Origin of the sequence: Sodalis sp. RH15, from assembly GCF_047324255.1 — a bacterium.
GTDB lineage: Bacteria > Pseudomonadota > Gammaproteobacteria > Enterobacterales > Enterobacteriaceae > Acerihabitans > Acerihabitans ligni.
Genome location: NZ_CP178738.1, coordinates 5931078 through 5947183, shown reverse-complemented (window position 1 = coordinate 5947183; position 16106 = coordinate 5931078). Strand labels below are relative to the sequence as shown.

Below are 16106 nucleotides of genomic sequence, written 5' to 3'. Positions count from 1 at the left end.
CAGACCGTCGGCGGGACTGGTGACTGTCCCGCCGCTAAGTCAAGCTAACATCTTTAACGTGCTCGCCATCGCTTATTCAATCCGCGTCGGCATCCTGCCCAGATAACTGTCCCAATCCTTCCATACCGGCTGCAAACCCGACTGCAGCAGCATCTGCTCCACCTCCTGTACCGAGCGGTTATCATGGGGCTCGAATTGTTCCAGCTCCGGCGTGCCGCCGGCATAGCCTCCCGGCTGCGTCTTGGAACCGGCGCTAACGCTATTTACCACGATGGGTACCGCATGGTCGCGAAACCAAGGGGACTCGCGGGTAGACAGCGAAATTTCCACATCCGGCGCCAGCAGGCGAAAGGCGCACATCACCTGTAAAAGCTGTGATTCGTCCATCAGCGATGCCGGCGTAATTCCCCCGGCGCAGGGCCGCAAGCGGGGAAAGGAGAGGGAATAGCGGCTCTGCCAATGGTTTTTTTGCAGATAAAGTAAATGTTCGGCCACCATATAGCAGTCTGTGCGCCAGTTGTCGGACAAGCCGATCAGCGCCCCCAGCCCGATCTTGTCGATCCCGGCCCGCGCCAGGCGATCCGGCGTTTCCAGCCGCCAGGCAAAATCCATTTTCTGCCCGCGCAGATGGTGCCGCTGATAGGTCGGCTGATGATAGGTTTCCTGATAGACCATGACGCCGTCCAGGCCGAGGGCTTTCAGCTCGGCGTAATTCTCTTGGGATAACGGCTGCACTTCCATCATGAGGGAACTGAAATAGTCGCGGATCAACGGCACATAACGTCGAAAGTAGTCCATGCCGACCTTGCTTTTATGCTCGCCGGTCACCAGCAGCACGTTTTCAAAGCCCCGGTCCCGGATCGCCTGGCACTCCGCGATAATCTCCTGCTCGTCCAGAGTCTTGCGCTTAAGGCGATTGCTCATGGAAAAACCGCAATAGGTACAATCATTGGAACAGAGGTTCGAGAGATAAAGCGGCAGATACAGATTCACCACGTTGCCGAAGCGTTGACGGGTCAGCTGCTGGGCGCGCTGGGCCAAGGGCTCAAGGTAGGGCTGGGCCGCCGGGGACAGAAGCGCCATAAAATCATTCAGGCCGGGCCGTTCGGCGGTTAATGCCCGCTCTACATCCCGGGCTTGCTTGGCATTGATGCCAAGACCGGCATCCTCCCAAGAGATGCGCTGCCAGTGGTTGATAAAAGAATCCATCAGGCCGCTCCTTCCACAGGCTGTTCGCTGTGGCGCAGAAAATCCGTTAACGGGCTGGTGGCGCTGGCCTGGAGTTGACGCGGCGCCAGGCCGGCGTGCCGGCATGACTCGCCGGCTTCCAGCGCCAGCCGGAAGGCGCGGGCCATGGCCACCGGGTCACGGGCCACGGCGATGGCGGTATTCACCAATACCGCATCGGCCCCCATTTCCAGCGCTTCCAATGCCTGGCTCGGGGCGCCGATACCGGCATCCACCACCACGGGAATGCCTGCCTGTTCGATGATAATCTGCAGGAAATCACGGGTTTTCAAACCTTGATTGGAGCCAATGGGCGAGCCCAGCGGCATGACCGCTCCGCAGCCGGTCTCTTCCAGGCGGCGGCATAATACCGGGTCCGCGCCGCAGTAGGGCAAAACGACAAAGCCCTCTTTCACCAGCTGTTCCGCCGCTTTGAGCGTTTCGATGGGGTCGGGCAGCAGGTATTTTACATCCGGATGGATTTCCAGCTTGATCCAATGGGTTCCCAAGGCTTCACGGGCCAGGCGTGCGGCAAACACCGCCTCTTCAGCGGTCTTGGCGCCGGAGGTGTTGGGCAGCAATTTCACGCCGGCCCGGCGCAGGGCAGGCAGGATAGCGTCATTGCCGTTGCGCAGATCCACCCGGCGCATGGCCAGGGTGACCAACTGGCTGCCTGAAGCGGCCAACGCCTGCAGCATGATATCGGCGGTAGAGAATTTTCCGGTGCCGGTAAGCAACCGGGAAGTAAAGGTAGTATCGGCTATTTTCAACATGTTCAGCCTCCTGCTATGGCTTGAAAAAGTAAGATGTCGTCGCCTTCGTTAATGAGATGCCGGGGCCACTGGCTGCGGGGAATAATGGTTTGATTGATTGCCAGGGCCGCGCCTTCCGGCGAATATTTCAACTGGTCCAGCAATTCCGCCAGCGAGAGCCGGTGTGAAAGCTCTATGGGCCGTTCGTTAAGGGTGATTTTCATCAAACCGGCTCCCCCTCGCTGACCTGCGCGCCGCACAGTTCGCAGTCGGCGGCGCGGGTCAGTTTAAGGGTGCGCCAGGTCATGGATTTGCCATCAAACAGCTGCAACCGGCCGCTCAGCGGGGAAGGCAAGCCGCTGAGAATTTTCGTCGCCTCCAATGCTTGCAAGGCGCCCATAATCCCGACCACCGGCCCGACGACGCCGGCGGTACGGCAGTTGCGCTGCGGTTCGGCGGCCTCAGGGAACAGGCAGGCATAGCAGCCGTGCAGGTAGGGCGGCTGCAGCACCAAAAATTGGCCGCTGAAGCCTACCGCGCTGGCGCTTATCAAGGTTTTACCCTGTCGGACGCAGGCGGCGTTTATCTCATGGCGGGTTTGCATATTATCGCTGCAGTCCAGGATCAAATCCGCCCTCGCCACCGCGCGCGTCAACGATTCGCCCGCCAGACGCTCCTGTAATGGGATATATTTTCCCAACGGGTTAAGCGCCTGTAACTGCTGCTGCGCCACCAGGGCCTTGGAATGAGTGATATCGCCGGTTCGATAGAGAATCTGGCGCTGAAGATTGCTGACGTCCACTCGGTCGTCATCCGCCAGCAGCAGGGTGCCGACCCCGGCCGCCGCCAGATACAGGGCGGCGGGGGAACCCAGGCCGCCGAGACCGGCTATCAGCACGGTTGCAGCCATTAACTTTTCCTGGCCTTCGGGACCTATCTCTTCCAGCAGCATGTGCCGGCTGTAGCGCAAAAACGCCTGGTCATTGAGCATCCGCCACCTCCCGGCCTTCTGTTTTTTGCAATAAGACAGCGGTGGCCAATCGCCAGTCCGGCGCTTTGGTGATGGCGCTTACCACCGCCACGCTGCCGACGCCGCAGTCCATTACCGCGTCCACCCGATCGATACTGATACCGCCGATGGCCACGGTGGGAATATCCTCCAATCCGGCCGCCATGCGCTTGAGATCCGCCAGCCCCTGCGGCTGCGACGGCATGATTTTCGTCTGGGTCGGGAAGATATGGCCCAGGGCGATATAAGAGGGCCGGAACGACAACGCCCGAGCCAGTTCCTGATCGTCATGGGTGGAGAGGCCCAGGCGCAGGCCGGCGCGCTGAATAACCGACAGATCGGCGGTATCCAGGTCTTCCTGGCCCAGATGCACACCGTAAGCGCCGTGTTTCACCGCCAGCCGCCAGTAGTCGTTAATGAATATTCTGGCCTGGTATTTCCTGCCCAGCAGGATGGCGGCTTCGATATCCGGTTCTACCGCCTCGTCCGGCCGATCCTTGATCCGAAGCTGCAGGGTGGTGACGCCTGCGTCCAGCAAACGGACTATCCAGGCCAGGGAGTCCACCACCGGATAGAGCCCCAGCCGATGGGCGGTGGGGGCAAAAGGTGCGTTGAGTGCATTCATTTAGCTATCCCCTCTTCAGTGGGCGTCAGATAGATTTCCCCGCCATGGGCGCGGAATTCGGCCGACATCGTATCCATGCCGCTTTGCTGAACGTCGATGGCCTGAGCGGCGGCATAATCCCTGACTTCCTGGGAAATCTTCATTGAACAGAACTTAGGACCGCACATGGAACAAAAATGCGCCACCTTACCGGACTCCTGGGGCAGGGTTTCATCGTGGTATGCGCGTGCCGTGGCGGGGTCCAGCGCCAGGTTGAACTGATCTTCCCAGCGGAATTCAAAACGCGCCTTGGACATGGCGTTATCGCGAATTTGCGCGCCGGGGTGGCCTTTGGCCAGATCCGCAGCGTGGGCGGCGATTTTGTAGGTGATTAGCCCTTGCTTCACGTCCTCTTTATTTGGCAGGCCCAAATGTTCCTTGGGCGTGACGTAGCACAGCATGGCGCAGCCGAACCAGCCGATAAGCGCCGCGCCGATGCCGGAGGTAAAATGGTCATAACCGGGGGCGATATCGGTTGTCAGCGGTCCGAGAGTGTAAAAGGGAGCTTCGTGGCAGTGCTCCAACTGCTCGGTCATATTGCGGCGAATCATATGCATCGGGATATGGCCGGGGCCTTCTATCATGACCTGGACGTCATATTCCCACGCGATTTTGGTGAGCTCGCCAAGGGTATAGAGTTCGGCGAACTGCGCCTCATCGTTGGCGTCCTGGATGGAGCCGGGGCGCAGGCCGTCGCCCAGCGACAGCGCTACATCATAGGCGGCGCAGATTTGGCAGATTTCGCGGAAATGTTCATACAGAAAGCTTTCCTTGTGATGTGACAAACACCATTTCGCCATAATGGAACCGCCGCGGGAGACGATGCCGGTTAACCGTTTGGCGGTCATGGGCACATAGCGCAGCAGCACGCCGGCATGAATGGTAAAGTAGTCCACCCCTTGTTCCGCCTGCTCCAAGAGGGTATCGCGGAACGTTTCCCAGGTCAGATTCTCCGCCACGCCGTTGACCTTTTCCAGCGCCTGGTAGATGGGCACCGTACCGATGGGGACCGGGCTGTTGCGCAGTATCCATTCCCGTGTTTCGTGGATATAGCGTCCGGTGGAGAGATCCATTACGGTATCCGCGCCCCAGCGCGTGGACCATACCAGTTTTTCCACTTCTTCTTCGATGGAAGAACTTACCGCCGAGTTGCCGATGTTGGCATTGACCTTCACCAGAAAATTGCGGCCGATAATCATCGGCTCCGATTCGGGATGGTTGATATTGGCGGGGATGATGGCGCGGCCCTCGGCAACCTCCCGCCGCACGAATTCCGGCGTGATATTTTCCGGCAGCTCGGCGCCGAAGCCATGGCCGGGATGCTGTTGCAATAGCACTTCGCCGCGGATTCGTTCACGGCCCATGTTTTCACGCAGCGCAATGAACTCCATTTCCGGCGTCACGATACCCGCCCGGGCGTAATGTAACTGTGTGACGCAGCGCCCAGGTTTGGCGCGCTGCGGCATATGGCCCGGTGCAAAACGGATTTCATCCAGACCGTCGTCGGCACGCCGCTCCCCGCTGTAACGAGAGCTTAATTCACTGACGGTTTCGGTATCCGCCCGGCGTTCGATCCAGTTGGCACGCAACGGAAACAAACCGGCGCGTACGTCAATGGATATCTCCGGGTCGCCATAGGGTCCGGCGGTATCGTATATCGGCACCGGCTCGTTCTGTTCATATCGGGGGGCGCTTTTATCACCGCCGATCATGGTCGGACTGAGCTGTATTTCACGCATCGGCACCCGGATATCGGCACTGCTGCCCTGTAAATAAATGCGGCGGGACTGGGGGAACGCCTCGCCTTTCAGGCGGTTGATAAAATCCTGGGCCTGTGCCCGCTGTTCGCGGCGGGAAGGAGTGGTGGGTAGAGACATAGCAATTCCTTATAAAGAAGTTAGGGAAAATTGCTTGTCCGGAGCGCTACGGGAGTAATAAGACAGGGCTGGAATCATATGTCGATCGACGATGATTCTTGGCGTTGAATTACTCTTGTTCCCTTCGCGGGTATTAACCCGATCAGGTTCCGCGGATCCCGAATTAACGGTCTCAGCCTGGCGTAATGTACGCGCTAGGCACTCCGACAAGATACCGGCTCATCACGAGCCAACGTTTGCTGACAAAGTGCCCCTACTCGTTGACGCCGGGGCGATTGGTCAGCGTTGCGGCTCAGATGAGCCGAAAAGGATGCTCAGACCCGACGCTAAGCCAGGCGCGAGGCATCCGGGTCATTATTGGCGGCGGGTTCCGAGGGCCGATAGTCCGCTCGGTGCTCCAACGCCTTTTGAATCAGCTTGTCCTCCAGCGAAAACCGGGTGCCCAGCGCCTCGCCGACGCCGGAAAGGGCTTCCTGGAACTCCATGCAGTTGTCATGATCCACGGCGGTCTCAAATTGGCTGTCATAAAACGACATGATTTGTTGCGTATTTTCCTGCAAAGCCTGGTAGATCTGCGTTATTAAAAGACGGTTGGGACCGCTTTCGTCCGCCTCCGGCACGATACGATCGTACACATGAAAATGGCCGGCGGACAGATAGTCCACGAGATGATGGCAAAAGTCGTCCAGCGCGTTTTCATCCAGAGGAGTATGCTTTTCTTTGTTGGGCTTAAGACCGATGAGATGGTAATAAGCAACCAGTAAGCCCCGGCGGGCCACCAGCCATTGGTCAATAAGTTCGTTACTGCCGCCAACCCGTTGAGCCAAGATTTCCAGCTGGTTTAACATGACAGACTCCGATGTAATAAAAGTAACGCTGCGTTATTTATCTTTTAAAGCTAAATTCTAGATTGCCAGTGAAAAAGGGGTAGTGCAACTAAAATGGAACAAGAACTCAGCGGTAACGAACACGGCTGGTGGGTCGTCAGCCAGAACAGCAAATTGTGGTTACCCCAAGGGGAATTGCCGTTTGGTTTGGCCTCCGCCTGGTCGCTGCAGGGGTTTACTGCAACCCCCATCGGCGAATGGGCAGGGTCTACCGCCTGGCTGGTACGCCATACCATGCCCCGGGATATGGGATCGGTCCGGCAGATCATTGACCAAGACCCCGGCCTGTTCCAATTGGCGGGGCGGGGTGTCCAACTGGCGGAATTCTACCGGGCCCACCGGTTTTGCGGCTACTGCGGACATACCATGCGCATTAGCGGCAAAGAGTGGGCTTGCCTGTGCGATCATTGCCATGAACGCTATTACCCGCAAATCGCTCCATGCATTATAGTTGCGATTCGCCGGGGCGATGAAATTTTGCTGGCCCAGCATACCCGCCATCGCGGCGGCATCTATACCGTGCTGGCCGGATTCGTCGAAGTGGGTGAAACGCTGGAGCAAACGGTGGCCCGCGAGGTCATGGAAGAGACCAAGGTGAAGGTGAAGAATGTACGCTATGTCACCTCTCAGCCATGGCCTTTTCCCCATTCGCTGATGATGGCTTTTATGGCGGAGTATGACGGTGGCGACATCACCCCCGATCACAGCGAGATCCTGGATGCCGGCTGGTATCGTTACGATGCATTGCCGTTATTGCCGCCGCCGGGCACCGTGGCCCGCCGGTTAATCGAGGATACGGTGGCCCTATGTCGCGCGGATCGGGATGCCGACAGCTCTATTGCGACAACCCGTTAATAACAAAGGAAATCCAGCATGGATGAATTGAAAAACGATCGTTACCTGCGCGCCCTGCTGCGCCAGCCGGTGGATATGACCCCGGTCTGGATGATGCGGCAGGCCGGTCGCTACCTGCCGGAATACCAGGCGACCCGCGCCGAGGCCGGGGATTTCATGTCGCTGTGCAAAAACGCTGAATTGGCCTGCGAGGTGACGCTGCAGCCGTTAAGGCGTTATCCCCTTGACGCGGCGATTCTGTTTTCCGATATTCTGACCATCCCCGATGCCATGGGATTGGGACTCTTTTTTGAACAGGGAGAGGGGCCGCGTTTCGAGCGGCCCCTCTTATCTTTCGGCGACATAACAAAATTACCCATTCCCGATCCCGAGCAGGAATTGGTGTATGTCATGAACGCGGTGCGTACCATCCGAAAAAATCTGCGCGGCGAGGTGCCTTTAATCGGCTTCTCCGGCAGTCCCTGGACCCTGGCAACCTACATGGTCGAAGGCGGCAGCAGCAAATCCTTCACCAAAATCAAAAAATTGATGTATACGGAACCGAAGAGCCTGCATCTGCTGCTGGACAAACTGGCGGATAGCGTCACGCTTTATCTGAACGCCCAGATTCGCGCCGGCGTCCAGGCGGTGATGATTTTCGATACCTGGGGCGGTGTGCTTACCGGTAATGGCTACCGGGAATTCTCTCTCGCTTACATGCATAAAATCATCGACGGTCTGCTGCGGGAGAACGAAGGGCGCCGGGTGCCGGTGACCTTGTTTACCAAGGGCGGCGGACAGTGGCTGGCACAGATGGCCCAAACCGGTTGCGACGCCCTGGGCCTTGACTGGAGCACCGACATCGGCGACGCCCGCCGCCTCGTGGGAGATAAAGTGGCCCTGCAAGGCAATATGGATCCGTCGATACTGTACGCCCAACCGCAGCGCATCGAGCTGGAAGCCGCTGAAATACTTGCGGGTTACGGGTACGGGGAAGGACATGTGTTTAACCTGGGGCATGGCATTCACCAGGATGTGCCGCCGGAAAACGCCGGCGTATTGGTGGAGGCGGTACACCGCCTGTCGCGTCCTTATCACCCCTAATCCTTACCACATGTAGTCGCCGGCGTTATCATTCGTTGACGCTGAGGTTATCACCCGTAGGAGCTGGCATTATGGAAATTGTGGATATAGCCGGATTACGTGCGCAGCAAATCGCCACCGCGGGAAATGTTATCCGTCATGACGCTTTTGATTTCGAGACCCCGTCAATCATCGCCGGCGCCGATGTGGGATTTGAACAAGGGGGCGAGGTGACCCGCGCGGCCATTGCTCTGCTGCGCTTTCCGTCGCTGGAGCTCATCGAGTATCAGGTGGCGCGTATCAATACCACCATGCCGTATATTCCCGGCTTTTTGTCCTTCAGGGAGTACCCGGCCCTACTGGCCGCATGGCAGCGTCTTTCGCAGCAGCCGGATTTGGTCTTTGTGGACGGCCACGGCATCTCCCATCCGCGCCGTTTGGGGGTCGCCAGTCACTTTGGCCTATTAATCGACCGGCCCACCATCGGCGTGGCGAAACGCCGCTTGTGCGGTCGTTTCGAGCCGCTGAGCGATGAACCGGACGCCAGGGCTCCTCTCATCGATAAAGGTGAGCAGGTCGCCTGGGTATGGCGCAGTAAATTACGCTGTAATCCGCTGTTTATCTCCACCGGGCATCGGGTGGGTTTGGACAGCGCGCTGCATTGGGTGCGCCGGTGTATGAGAGGATACCGTTTGCCTGAACCTACCCGCTGGGCGGATGCGGTGGCCTCGAATCGCATGGCGTTTCAGCGCTGGCGGCAAGATCAGGAAAGCCCGGACTTGTTTAATCCGCAATAGGGGAACCGGGCAATTTCGGGTACACTGCTTCGCAATATTAAGAATATTGAGATAGTGCGATGTTACGTAATCCGATACATTTGCGTCTGGAGAAGCTGGACAGCTGGCAACACGTGATTTTTATGGCATCGCTGTGCGAGCGGATGTATCCCAACTACCATTTGTTCTGTACGCAAACCGGTTTTGGCGAAGCAGCGATTTATCGTCGCATTCTCGACCTGGTTTGGGAGACACAGGTAGTTAAAGATGCTAAGGTCAATTTTGATTTACAATTAGAAAAGCTGGAAGACTGTATTCCCGCAGCCGATGACTTCGATTTTTATGGTGTTTACCCGGCGATCGATGCTTGTGTCGCGCTTAGCGAATTATTGCATTCGTATTTAAGTGGTGAGACGCTGGCACATGCCGTCAGCGTAAGTGAAACTTCCATCCATACGGTAGCAATGCTGGAAATGACCGAAGCTGAACGGGAAATGCCCGATGAAGAGCTGAGCGCATTACCCGCCATTGAGCAAGAATGGGATATCCAATGGGAGATTTTTCGCTTGTTGGCGGCCTGTGAAAATCGCGACCTAGATTTAATAAAGGGACTGCGGGCAGACCTGCGCGAAGCCGGAATTAGCAATATTGGGATAAATTTACAGCAATAAGGCAATAAAACGTGATTTAAGACCTGTTTTGCCATGTCTTAAGACTTCACATCTGCACCCTGTCTGGTCTACATTTGGGGGGGCATAAAAAAAGTGGCTATCGGTGCGTGTTTGCAGGAGAGCGCTAAATTTTTGGCATATCCGTCGCACTCGATGCTTAGCAAGCGATAAACACACTGTAAGGATAACATATGAACAAGACTCAACTGATTGATGTAATTGCTGATAAGGCTGATCTTTCCAAGGCACAGGCAAAGTCAGCATTGGAATCCACTTTGGCGGCAATTACTGAGTCTCTAAAAGAGGGTGATGCAGTACAATTGGTTGGTTTCGGTACTTTCAAAATTAATCATCGTAGCGAACGCACTGGACGCAATCCTCAGACCGGCAAAGAAATCAAAATTGCTGCGGCCAATGTGCCCGCATTTGTTTCTGGCAAGGCCCTGAAAGACGCTGTTAAGTAAATACAGTGTGTTGGTGAAAAGATTAAGCGGAGGGGCTACTATGCCCCTTTTGTTTGCGCGCCGGTGGGGCTGGATTGGGCTGTTTGCCGTTATGCTCAACGCCTGTAGTCACCGCCAGGACCAACTGCCTTCCTTCACCGCCAGCGGCTATATTGCCGACCGGGGCGTAGTGCGTTTATGGCGCAACGACGACCAGGCGCAGCGAGCGGTCACCATTCTCAGTGTCTACAGCCCCTATGAAGGGGATAATACGACTATTACCCGCTACCAGTATCTGGACGACCAGGTGCGTCAAATCAACCGTACGCAGAACGGTGCCCATGCACAGGTAGTGCAAATCCGTTTTGATGACAAAGGCAACGTGAGTTTTATGCAGCGCCAGCGGGATCAAGTACGGGAAAAACTCAGTGACGACGAATTGGCCCTCTATCAGTTCGAAGCCAATCGCCTGCTTCAAGACAGTCATTCATTACGCGTGGGCCATGTGCATCTGGTGCAAGGACAGTGGAGAGACGGCGCAATGTATAACTGCCAGGACAAGGCTGTTAATCCCAATTTCGACGGGCGTTCCCTGTCGTGGATAGCGGCGCGATCAACACATTCAGCCCGGCCGCTGGGAGTGGCGTGGCTAGAGGCTCCCGAAGGAACCCAGTTATTATTGGTCGCCAACGAAGATTTTTGCCGCTGGCAACCCAAGAAAAGCGATCTTTAGGCTTTTCGCTACGCAGGTAGATAGACTCACCGCGTTTGACGAGTCTCTTTGGATTCCCGAATGCCTCAGAGGGATTTTTCCCGCTCGATGGCGCGATAGCCGATATCGGTACGATAAAAACTGTTTTGCCAATGGATAGCGCGCGCGCCGCGATAGGCCTTGGCCTGCGCATCCGCCACGGTATCCCCCAATGCGGTAACGCATAGTACCCGACCACCTTGTGTCAGCACTTTGCCGTCCTTAAGGGCGGTACCGGCATGGAAGACTTTTTCCCCTTCCACCTCCTGCGCCGGCAAACCGGAAATTTCATCGCCGCTGCGATATGCCGCCGGATAGCCGCCGGCCGCCAACACTACCCCCAGGGCGGGACGCTGATCCCACGACGAGGTTTCGCGATCTAATCGGCCGTCGGTGGCCGCAAGGCAATGGGCCACCAGATCGGAGCGCATGCGCAGCATAATGGGCTGGGTTTCCGGATCGCCGAAGCGGCAGTTGAATTCAATGACTTTGGGATTGCCTTCAGGGTCAATCATCAGTCCGGCATACAGAAAACCGGTATAGACGTTACCTTCGGCCGCCATACCGCGTACGGTCGGCCAGATAACCTGATCCATAACGCGCCGGTGCACCTCGTCCGTGACGACCGGGGCCGGGGAATAGGCGCCCATGCCGCCGGTATTCGGCCCGGTATCACCATCCCCCACCCGTTTGTGGTCCTGGCTGGTGGCCATGGGCAGCACGTGTGCGCCATCCACCATGACGATGAAACTGGCCTCTTCCCCTTCCAGGAACTCTTCCACCACAATCCGGTGTCCGGCATCGCCAAAAGCGTTGCCCGCCAGCATGTCCTGAATCGCCGCTTCCGCTTCCGGCAGTGTCATCGCGACGATAACCCCTTTGCCGGCGGCCAAACCGTCCGCCTTGATGACGATGGGCGCGCCTTTTTCACGCACGTAGGCCAGCGCCGGTTCGATTTCGGTAAAATTACCGTATGACGCGCTGGGAATATGATGCCGGGCCAGGAAATCCTTGGTAAACGCCTTGGAGCCTTCCAACTGAGCGGCGGCTTTGGTCGGGCCGAACACCCGCAAACCGGCGGCGCGGAACGCATCGACGATGCCCAGCACCAGCGGCGCCTCGGGGCCGACGATGGTCAGACCGATATCATGGCCTTGGGCAAATTCCACCAGCGCCGGGATATCGGTTGCGGCGATATTGACATTCTCCAGCGCGGGTTCGATGGCGGTACCGGCATTACCCGGCGCGACATACACTTTGCCGGCCAGCGGTGAACGTGCGCTTTTCCACGCCAGGGCGTGCTCACGGCCGCCATTGCCAATAATCAAGATATTCATGGGATGCTCCTGGGATCAGTGGCGGAAGTGGCGCATGCCGGTAAAAATCATGGCGATGCCATGTTCATTGGCCGCGGCAATGACTTCATCATCGCGGATGGAACCGCCGGGCTGGATAACACAGCTGATTCCCACGGCCGCCGCGGCGTCGATACCGTCCCGGAAGGGGAAAAACGCATCGGAGGCCATGGCCGATCCGCGCACGTCCAAGCCTTCGTCAGCGGCTTTGATGCCGGCGATTTTTGCCGAATAGACCCGGCTCATCTGGCCGGCGCCGATACCGATGGTCATATTGCCGCGGGCATAAACGATGGCGTTGGATTTAACGTATTTGGCCACTTTCCAACAGAACAGCGCATCCCGCAGCTCCGTTTCGCTTGGCTGACGTTCGGTCACGATGCGCAAATCCGCCGGCCCGACCATACCCAAATCCCTCTCCTGCACCAGCAAGCCGCCGTTGACGCGTTTGAAATCCAGACCAGGCACCCGTGCCTGCCAGGCCCCGCAGGTTAATACCCGTACGTTTTGTTTCGCCTTGAGTACGGCCAAGGCGTCATCGGTTATGGACGGTGCGATAATCACTTCCACGAACTGGCGGCTGATAATGGCTTTGGCGGTAACGGCATCGAGGGGACGGTTGAAGGCGATAATGCCGCCGAACGCCGAGGTCGGGTCGGTCTTATAGGCCCGTTCATAGGCTTCCAAAAGCCCATCGCCGATGGCGACCCCGCAAGGATTAGCATGCTTTACAATTACGCAGGCCGGTTCGGCAAACTCTTTTACGCACTCCAGAGCGGCGTCGGTATCGGCAATATTGTTATAGGATAAGGCTTTGCCTTGCAGCTGTTGCGCGGTGGCGACGGAGGCCTCACGGGTCTGCTCTTCGATATAAAATGCCGCCAGCTGATGGCTGTTCTCGCCGTAACGCATATCCTGTTTTTTAACAAAATTCAGATTCAGGGTGCGGGGAAAGCGGCCGGCGGGGGCGGAAGTCTCACCATAATAGGGGGGGACCTGGCTACCGAAATAGTTGGCGATCATGCTGTCATATGCCGCGGTGTGTTCAAACGCTTTAATCGCCAGGTCAAAGCGGGTGTCGTAAGTCAATGAACCGTCGTGCTGGTCCATTTCATCGAGCAGGCGAGGGTAATCCGCGCTGTTCACCACAATCGCGACATCCTTATGATTCTTGGCGGCGGAACGCACCATGGTGGGACCGCCGATATCGATATTTTCCACCGCATCTTCGCGGGTACAATCTTCCCGCGCCACGGTTTGGGCAAACGGATAAAGATTTACCACCACCATATCGATAGGCTCGATGGCATGCAGTTGCATAATGGCATCATCCTGGCCGCGGCGACCCAAAATACCGCCATGCACTTTGGGGTGCAGTGTCTTAACCCGACCGTCCATCATTTCAGGGAAGCCGGTGTAGTCTGAAACCTCGGTCACCGGCAATCCGGCTTCCGCCAAAAGGCGCGCGGTACCGCCGGTGGACAGCAGTTTAACGCCGCGCTGCGACAGGGACCGGGCGAATTCTACGATACCGGCTTTGTCAGAAACACTGAGCAGAGCACGGCGTACAGGACGTGGTTGTTGCATAACAAAGTTATCCCTTGATTGGATAGTTTCAATAACACTGACACGCACCGGCGTTCATTTATAAAAGGCCACTGATGCATGGAATACCGATGCTGATAAAATAGGCGTGAATTGTAGCGAAAACGTTTGCGTGATGCTCGCCAAATTTTGCCTGTCATGCATGTCTGTGGATAAGTTTGTGCACAAGCGGGTATAACCCCCTGTTTTGCTGTGGAAAGCAGCGAACGAGCCTATTCAGGCAAAATACCTGTTGCGGCTCCATTAGAATTCCCTATAATGCGCCTCCATCGACCGGGACTGTGAGCAGCTTCACAAGGACCGAAAACGAGTCAGAAGCAAGCCTGACGGGCTTGACACTGGTAGGGGAAAGCGTAATATACGCCACCTCGCGCCAGACTGAATCATAGCGGCGCATGCTCTTTAACAATTTATCAGACAATCTGTGTGGGCACTCACAAGACCGTATCGAAACACAACAATACAAGTCTTGAAGAGTGACAAACAGTTAATTCAAAAGATTAACCAGATGAAATCTTTGAGCATCAAGCTTTTAATTGAAGAGTTTGATCATGGCTCAGATTGAACGCTGGCGGCAGGCCTAACACATGCAAGTCGAGCGGCAGCGGAAAGTAGCTTGCTACTTTGCCGGCGAGCGGCGGACGGGTGAGTAATGTCTGGGGATCTGCCCGATGGAGGGGGATAACTACTGGAAACGGTAGCTAATACCGCATAACGTCGCAAGACCAAAGTGGGGGACCTTAGGGCCTCACACCATCGGATGAACCCAGATGGGATTAGCTAGTAGGTGGGGTAACGGCTCACCTAGGCGACGATCCCTAGCTGGTCTGAGAGGATGACCAGCCACACTGGAACTGAGACACGGTCCAGACTCCTACGGGAGGCAGCAGTGGGGAATATTGCACAATGGGCGCAAGCCTGATGCAGCCATGCCGCGTGTGTGAAGAAGGCCTTCGGGTTGTAAAGCACTTTCAGCGGGGAGGAAGGGGTTGAGTTTAATAGATTCAATCATTGACGTTACCCGCAGAAGAAGCACCGGCTAACTCCGTGCCAGCAGCCGCGGTAATACGGAGGGTGCGAGCGTTAATCGGAATTACTGGGCGTAAAGCGTACGCAGGCGGTTTGTTAAGTCAGATGTGAAATCCCCGAGCTTAACTCGGGAACTGCATTTGAAACTGGCAGGCTAGAGTCTCGTAGAGGGGGGTAGAATTCCAGGTGTAGCGGTGAAATGCGTAGAGATCTGGAGGAATACCGGTGGCGAAGGCGGCCCCCTGGACGAAGACTGACGCTCAGGTACGAAAGCGTGGGGAGCAAACAGGATTAGATACCCTGGTAGTCCACGCTGTAAACGATGTCGATTTGAAGGTTGTGGCCTTGAGCCGTGGCTTTCGGAGCTAACGCGTTAAATCGACCGCCTGGGGAGTACGGCCGCAAGGTTAAAACTCAAATGAATTGACGGGGGCCCGCACAAGCGGTGGAGCATGTGGTTTAATTCGATGCAACGCGAAGAACCTTACCTACTCTTGACATCCAGAGAAGACTTCAGAGATGGAGTTGTGCCTTCGGGAACTCTGAGACAGGTGCTGCATGGCTGTCGTCAGCTCGTGTTGTGAAATGTTGGGTTAAGTCCCGCAACGAGCGCAACCCTTATCCTTTGTTGCCAGCGAGTAATGTCGGGAACTCAAAGGAGACTGCCGGTGACAAACCGGAGGAAGGTGGGGATGACGTCAAGTCATCATGGCCCTTACGAGTAGGGCTACACACGTGCTACAATGGCGCATACAAAGAGAAGCGAACTCGCGAGGGTAAGCGGACCTCACAAAGTGCGTCGTAGTCCGGATTGGAGTCTGCAACTCGACTCCATGAAGTCGGAATCGCTAGTAATCGTGGATCAGAATGCCACGGTGAATACGTTCCCGGGCCTTGTACACACCGCCCGTCACACCATGGGAGTGGGTTGCAAAAGAAGTAGGTAGCTTAACCTTCGGGAGGGCGCTTACCACTTTGTGATTCATGACTGGGGTGAAGTCGTAACAAGGTAACCGTAGGGGAACCTGCGGTTGGATCACCTCCTTACCGAAAGATACGCGTCAAGTGACGTGTCCACACAGATTGTCTGATAGAAGTGATGAGCAAACAGCTCGTATGGTTTACACGTGAAGCCCGGCTTCG

The 16106-nt window shown here is 56.5% G+C and carries 15 protein-coding genes, 1 rRNA gene and 1 riboswitch; of the genes, 7 read left to right on the top strand and 9 right to left on the bottom strand.

The window, feature by feature from the left end; all coding sequences use genetic code 11:
• Nucleotides 1-72: 72 nt before the first annotated feature.
• From thiH to rsd, 7 genes are all read right to left on the bottom strand, one after another.
• On the bottom strand, nucleotides 73-1209 hold the full coding sequence (thiH, locus tag ACL2XO_RS26885) for a 2-iminoacetate synthase ThiH (protein WP_413741938.1): 1137 nt from the start codon (nucleotides 1207-1209) through the stop codon (nucleotides 73-75).
• Entirely contained in the window at nucleotides 1209-2000 is a 792-nt protein-coding gene (locus ACL2XO_RS26880; protein ID WP_413741937.1) for a thiazole synthase, read from the bottom strand. The genes thiH and ACL2XO_RS26880 overlap by 1 nt, the downstream gene beginning before the upstream one ends.
• 2 nt (nucleotides 2001-2002) lie before the next feature.
• Nucleotides 2003-2203, bottom strand: a complete 201-nt coding sequence (gene thiS / locus ACL2XO_RS26875) for a sulfur carrier protein ThiS (protein ID WP_413741936.1) — start codon at nucleotides 2201-2203, stop codon at nucleotides 2003-2005.
• On the bottom strand, nucleotides 2203-2970 hold the full coding sequence (locus ACL2XO_RS26870) for a HesA/MoeB/ThiF family protein (protein ID WP_132924451.1): 768 nt from the start codon (nucleotides 2968-2970) through the stop codon (nucleotides 2203-2205). The genes thiS and ACL2XO_RS26870 overlap by 1 nt, the downstream gene beginning before the upstream one ends.
• The gene (thiE, locus tag ACL2XO_RS26865) at nucleotides 2960-3613 is read right to left on the bottom strand and encodes a thiamine phosphate synthase (RefSeq protein WP_132924453.1); all 654 of its coding nucleotides are present in this window, start codon (nucleotides 3611-3613) and stop codon (nucleotides 2960-2962) included. Before thiE ends, ACL2XO_RS26870 begins: the two co-directional genes overlap by 11 nt.
• Nucleotides 3610-5529, bottom strand: a complete 1920-nt coding sequence (gene thiC / locus ACL2XO_RS26860) for a phosphomethylpyrimidine synthase ThiC (protein WP_413741935.1) — start codon at nucleotides 5527-5529, stop codon at nucleotides 3610-3612. The genes thiE and thiC overlap by 4 nt, the downstream gene beginning before the upstream one ends.
• A 102-nt stretch (nucleotides 5530-5631) precedes the next feature.
• A riboswitch (TPP riboswitch) is annotated at nucleotides 5632-5745 on the bottom strand.
• A 110-nt stretch (nucleotides 5746-5855) separates the two neighbouring features.
• Nucleotides 5856-6377: a sigma D regulator gene (rsd, locus tag ACL2XO_RS26855; protein WP_132924456.1), complete on the bottom strand. Its 522-nt coding sequence runs from the start codon at nucleotides 6375-6377 to the stop codon at nucleotides 5856-5858.
• Nucleotides 6378-6470: 93 nt separating this feature from the next.
• On the opposite strand from rsd, the gene nudC reads away from it, so the two are divergent.
• The 6 genes from nudC to ACL2XO_RS26825 all read left to right on the top strand — a co-directional run bounded on the left by nudC (nucleotide 6471) and on the right by ACL2XO_RS26825 (nucleotide 10956).
• Entirely contained in the window at nucleotides 6471-7271 is an 801-nt protein-coding gene (nudC, locus tag ACL2XO_RS26850; protein WP_132924458.1) for an NAD(+) diphosphatase, read from the top strand.
• Between the two features lie 18 nt (nucleotides 7272-7289).
• On the top strand, nucleotides 7290-8354 hold the full coding sequence (gene hemE, locus ACL2XO_RS26845) for a uroporphyrinogen decarboxylase (RefSeq protein WP_413741934.1): 1065 nt from the start codon (nucleotides 7290-7292) through the stop codon (nucleotides 8352-8354).
• 80 nt (nucleotides 8355-8434) lie between these two features.
• Nucleotides 8435-9130, top strand: coding sequence for a deoxyribonuclease V (nfi, locus tag ACL2XO_RS26840; protein WP_413743115.1), 696 nt, complete (start codon nucleotides 8435-8437; stop codon nucleotides 9128-9130).
• Nucleotides 9131-9189: 59 nt separating this feature from the next.
• Nucleotides 9190-9780 carry a YjaG family protein gene (locus ACL2XO_RS26835; protein ID WP_132924462.1) on the top strand — a complete coding sequence of 197 codons (591 nt, stop codon included), beginning with the start codon at nucleotides 9190-9192 and terminating at the stop codon, nucleotides 9778-9780.
• Between the two features lie 191 nt (nucleotides 9781-9971).
• Complete coding sequence (gene hupA / locus ACL2XO_RS26830; protein WP_025246531.1) at nucleotides 9972-10244, top strand: nucleoid-associated protein HU-alpha; 273 nt, start codon at nucleotides 9972-9974, stop codon at nucleotides 10242-10244.
• A 40-nt stretch (nucleotides 10245-10284) separates the two neighbouring features.
• Nucleotides 10285-10956, top strand: a complete 672-nt coding sequence (locus tag ACL2XO_RS26825; RefSeq protein WP_132924463.1) for a DUF1481 domain-containing protein — start codon at nucleotides 10285-10287, stop codon at nucleotides 10954-10956.
• 65 nt (nucleotides 10957-11021) lie between these two features.
• On the opposite strand, the gene purD is transcribed toward ACL2XO_RS26825, so the two are convergent.
• Both purD and purH read right to left on the bottom strand, forming a co-directional pair.
• Entirely contained in the window at nucleotides 11022-12311 is a 1290-nt protein-coding gene (purD, locus tag ACL2XO_RS26820) for a phosphoribosylamine--glycine ligase (RefSeq protein WP_413741933.1), read from the bottom strand.
• Nucleotides 12312-12326: 15 nt separating this feature from the next.
• Nucleotides 12327-13916 carry a bifunctional phosphoribosylaminoimidazolecarboxamide formyltransferase/IMP cyclohydrolase gene (gene purH, locus ACL2XO_RS26815; RefSeq protein ID WP_413741932.1) on the bottom strand — a complete coding sequence of 530 codons (1590 nt, stop codon included), beginning with the start codon at nucleotides 13914-13916 and terminating at the stop codon, nucleotides 12327-12329.
• A 551-nt stretch (nucleotides 13917-14467) separates the two neighbouring features.
• Between purH and ACL2XO_RS26810 the strand changes: the two genes are divergently transcribed.
• A 16S ribosomal RNA gene (locus ACL2XO_RS26810) occupies nucleotides 14468-16010 on the top strand.
• The last annotated feature ends 96 nt before the right edge of the window (nucleotides 16011-16106 follow it).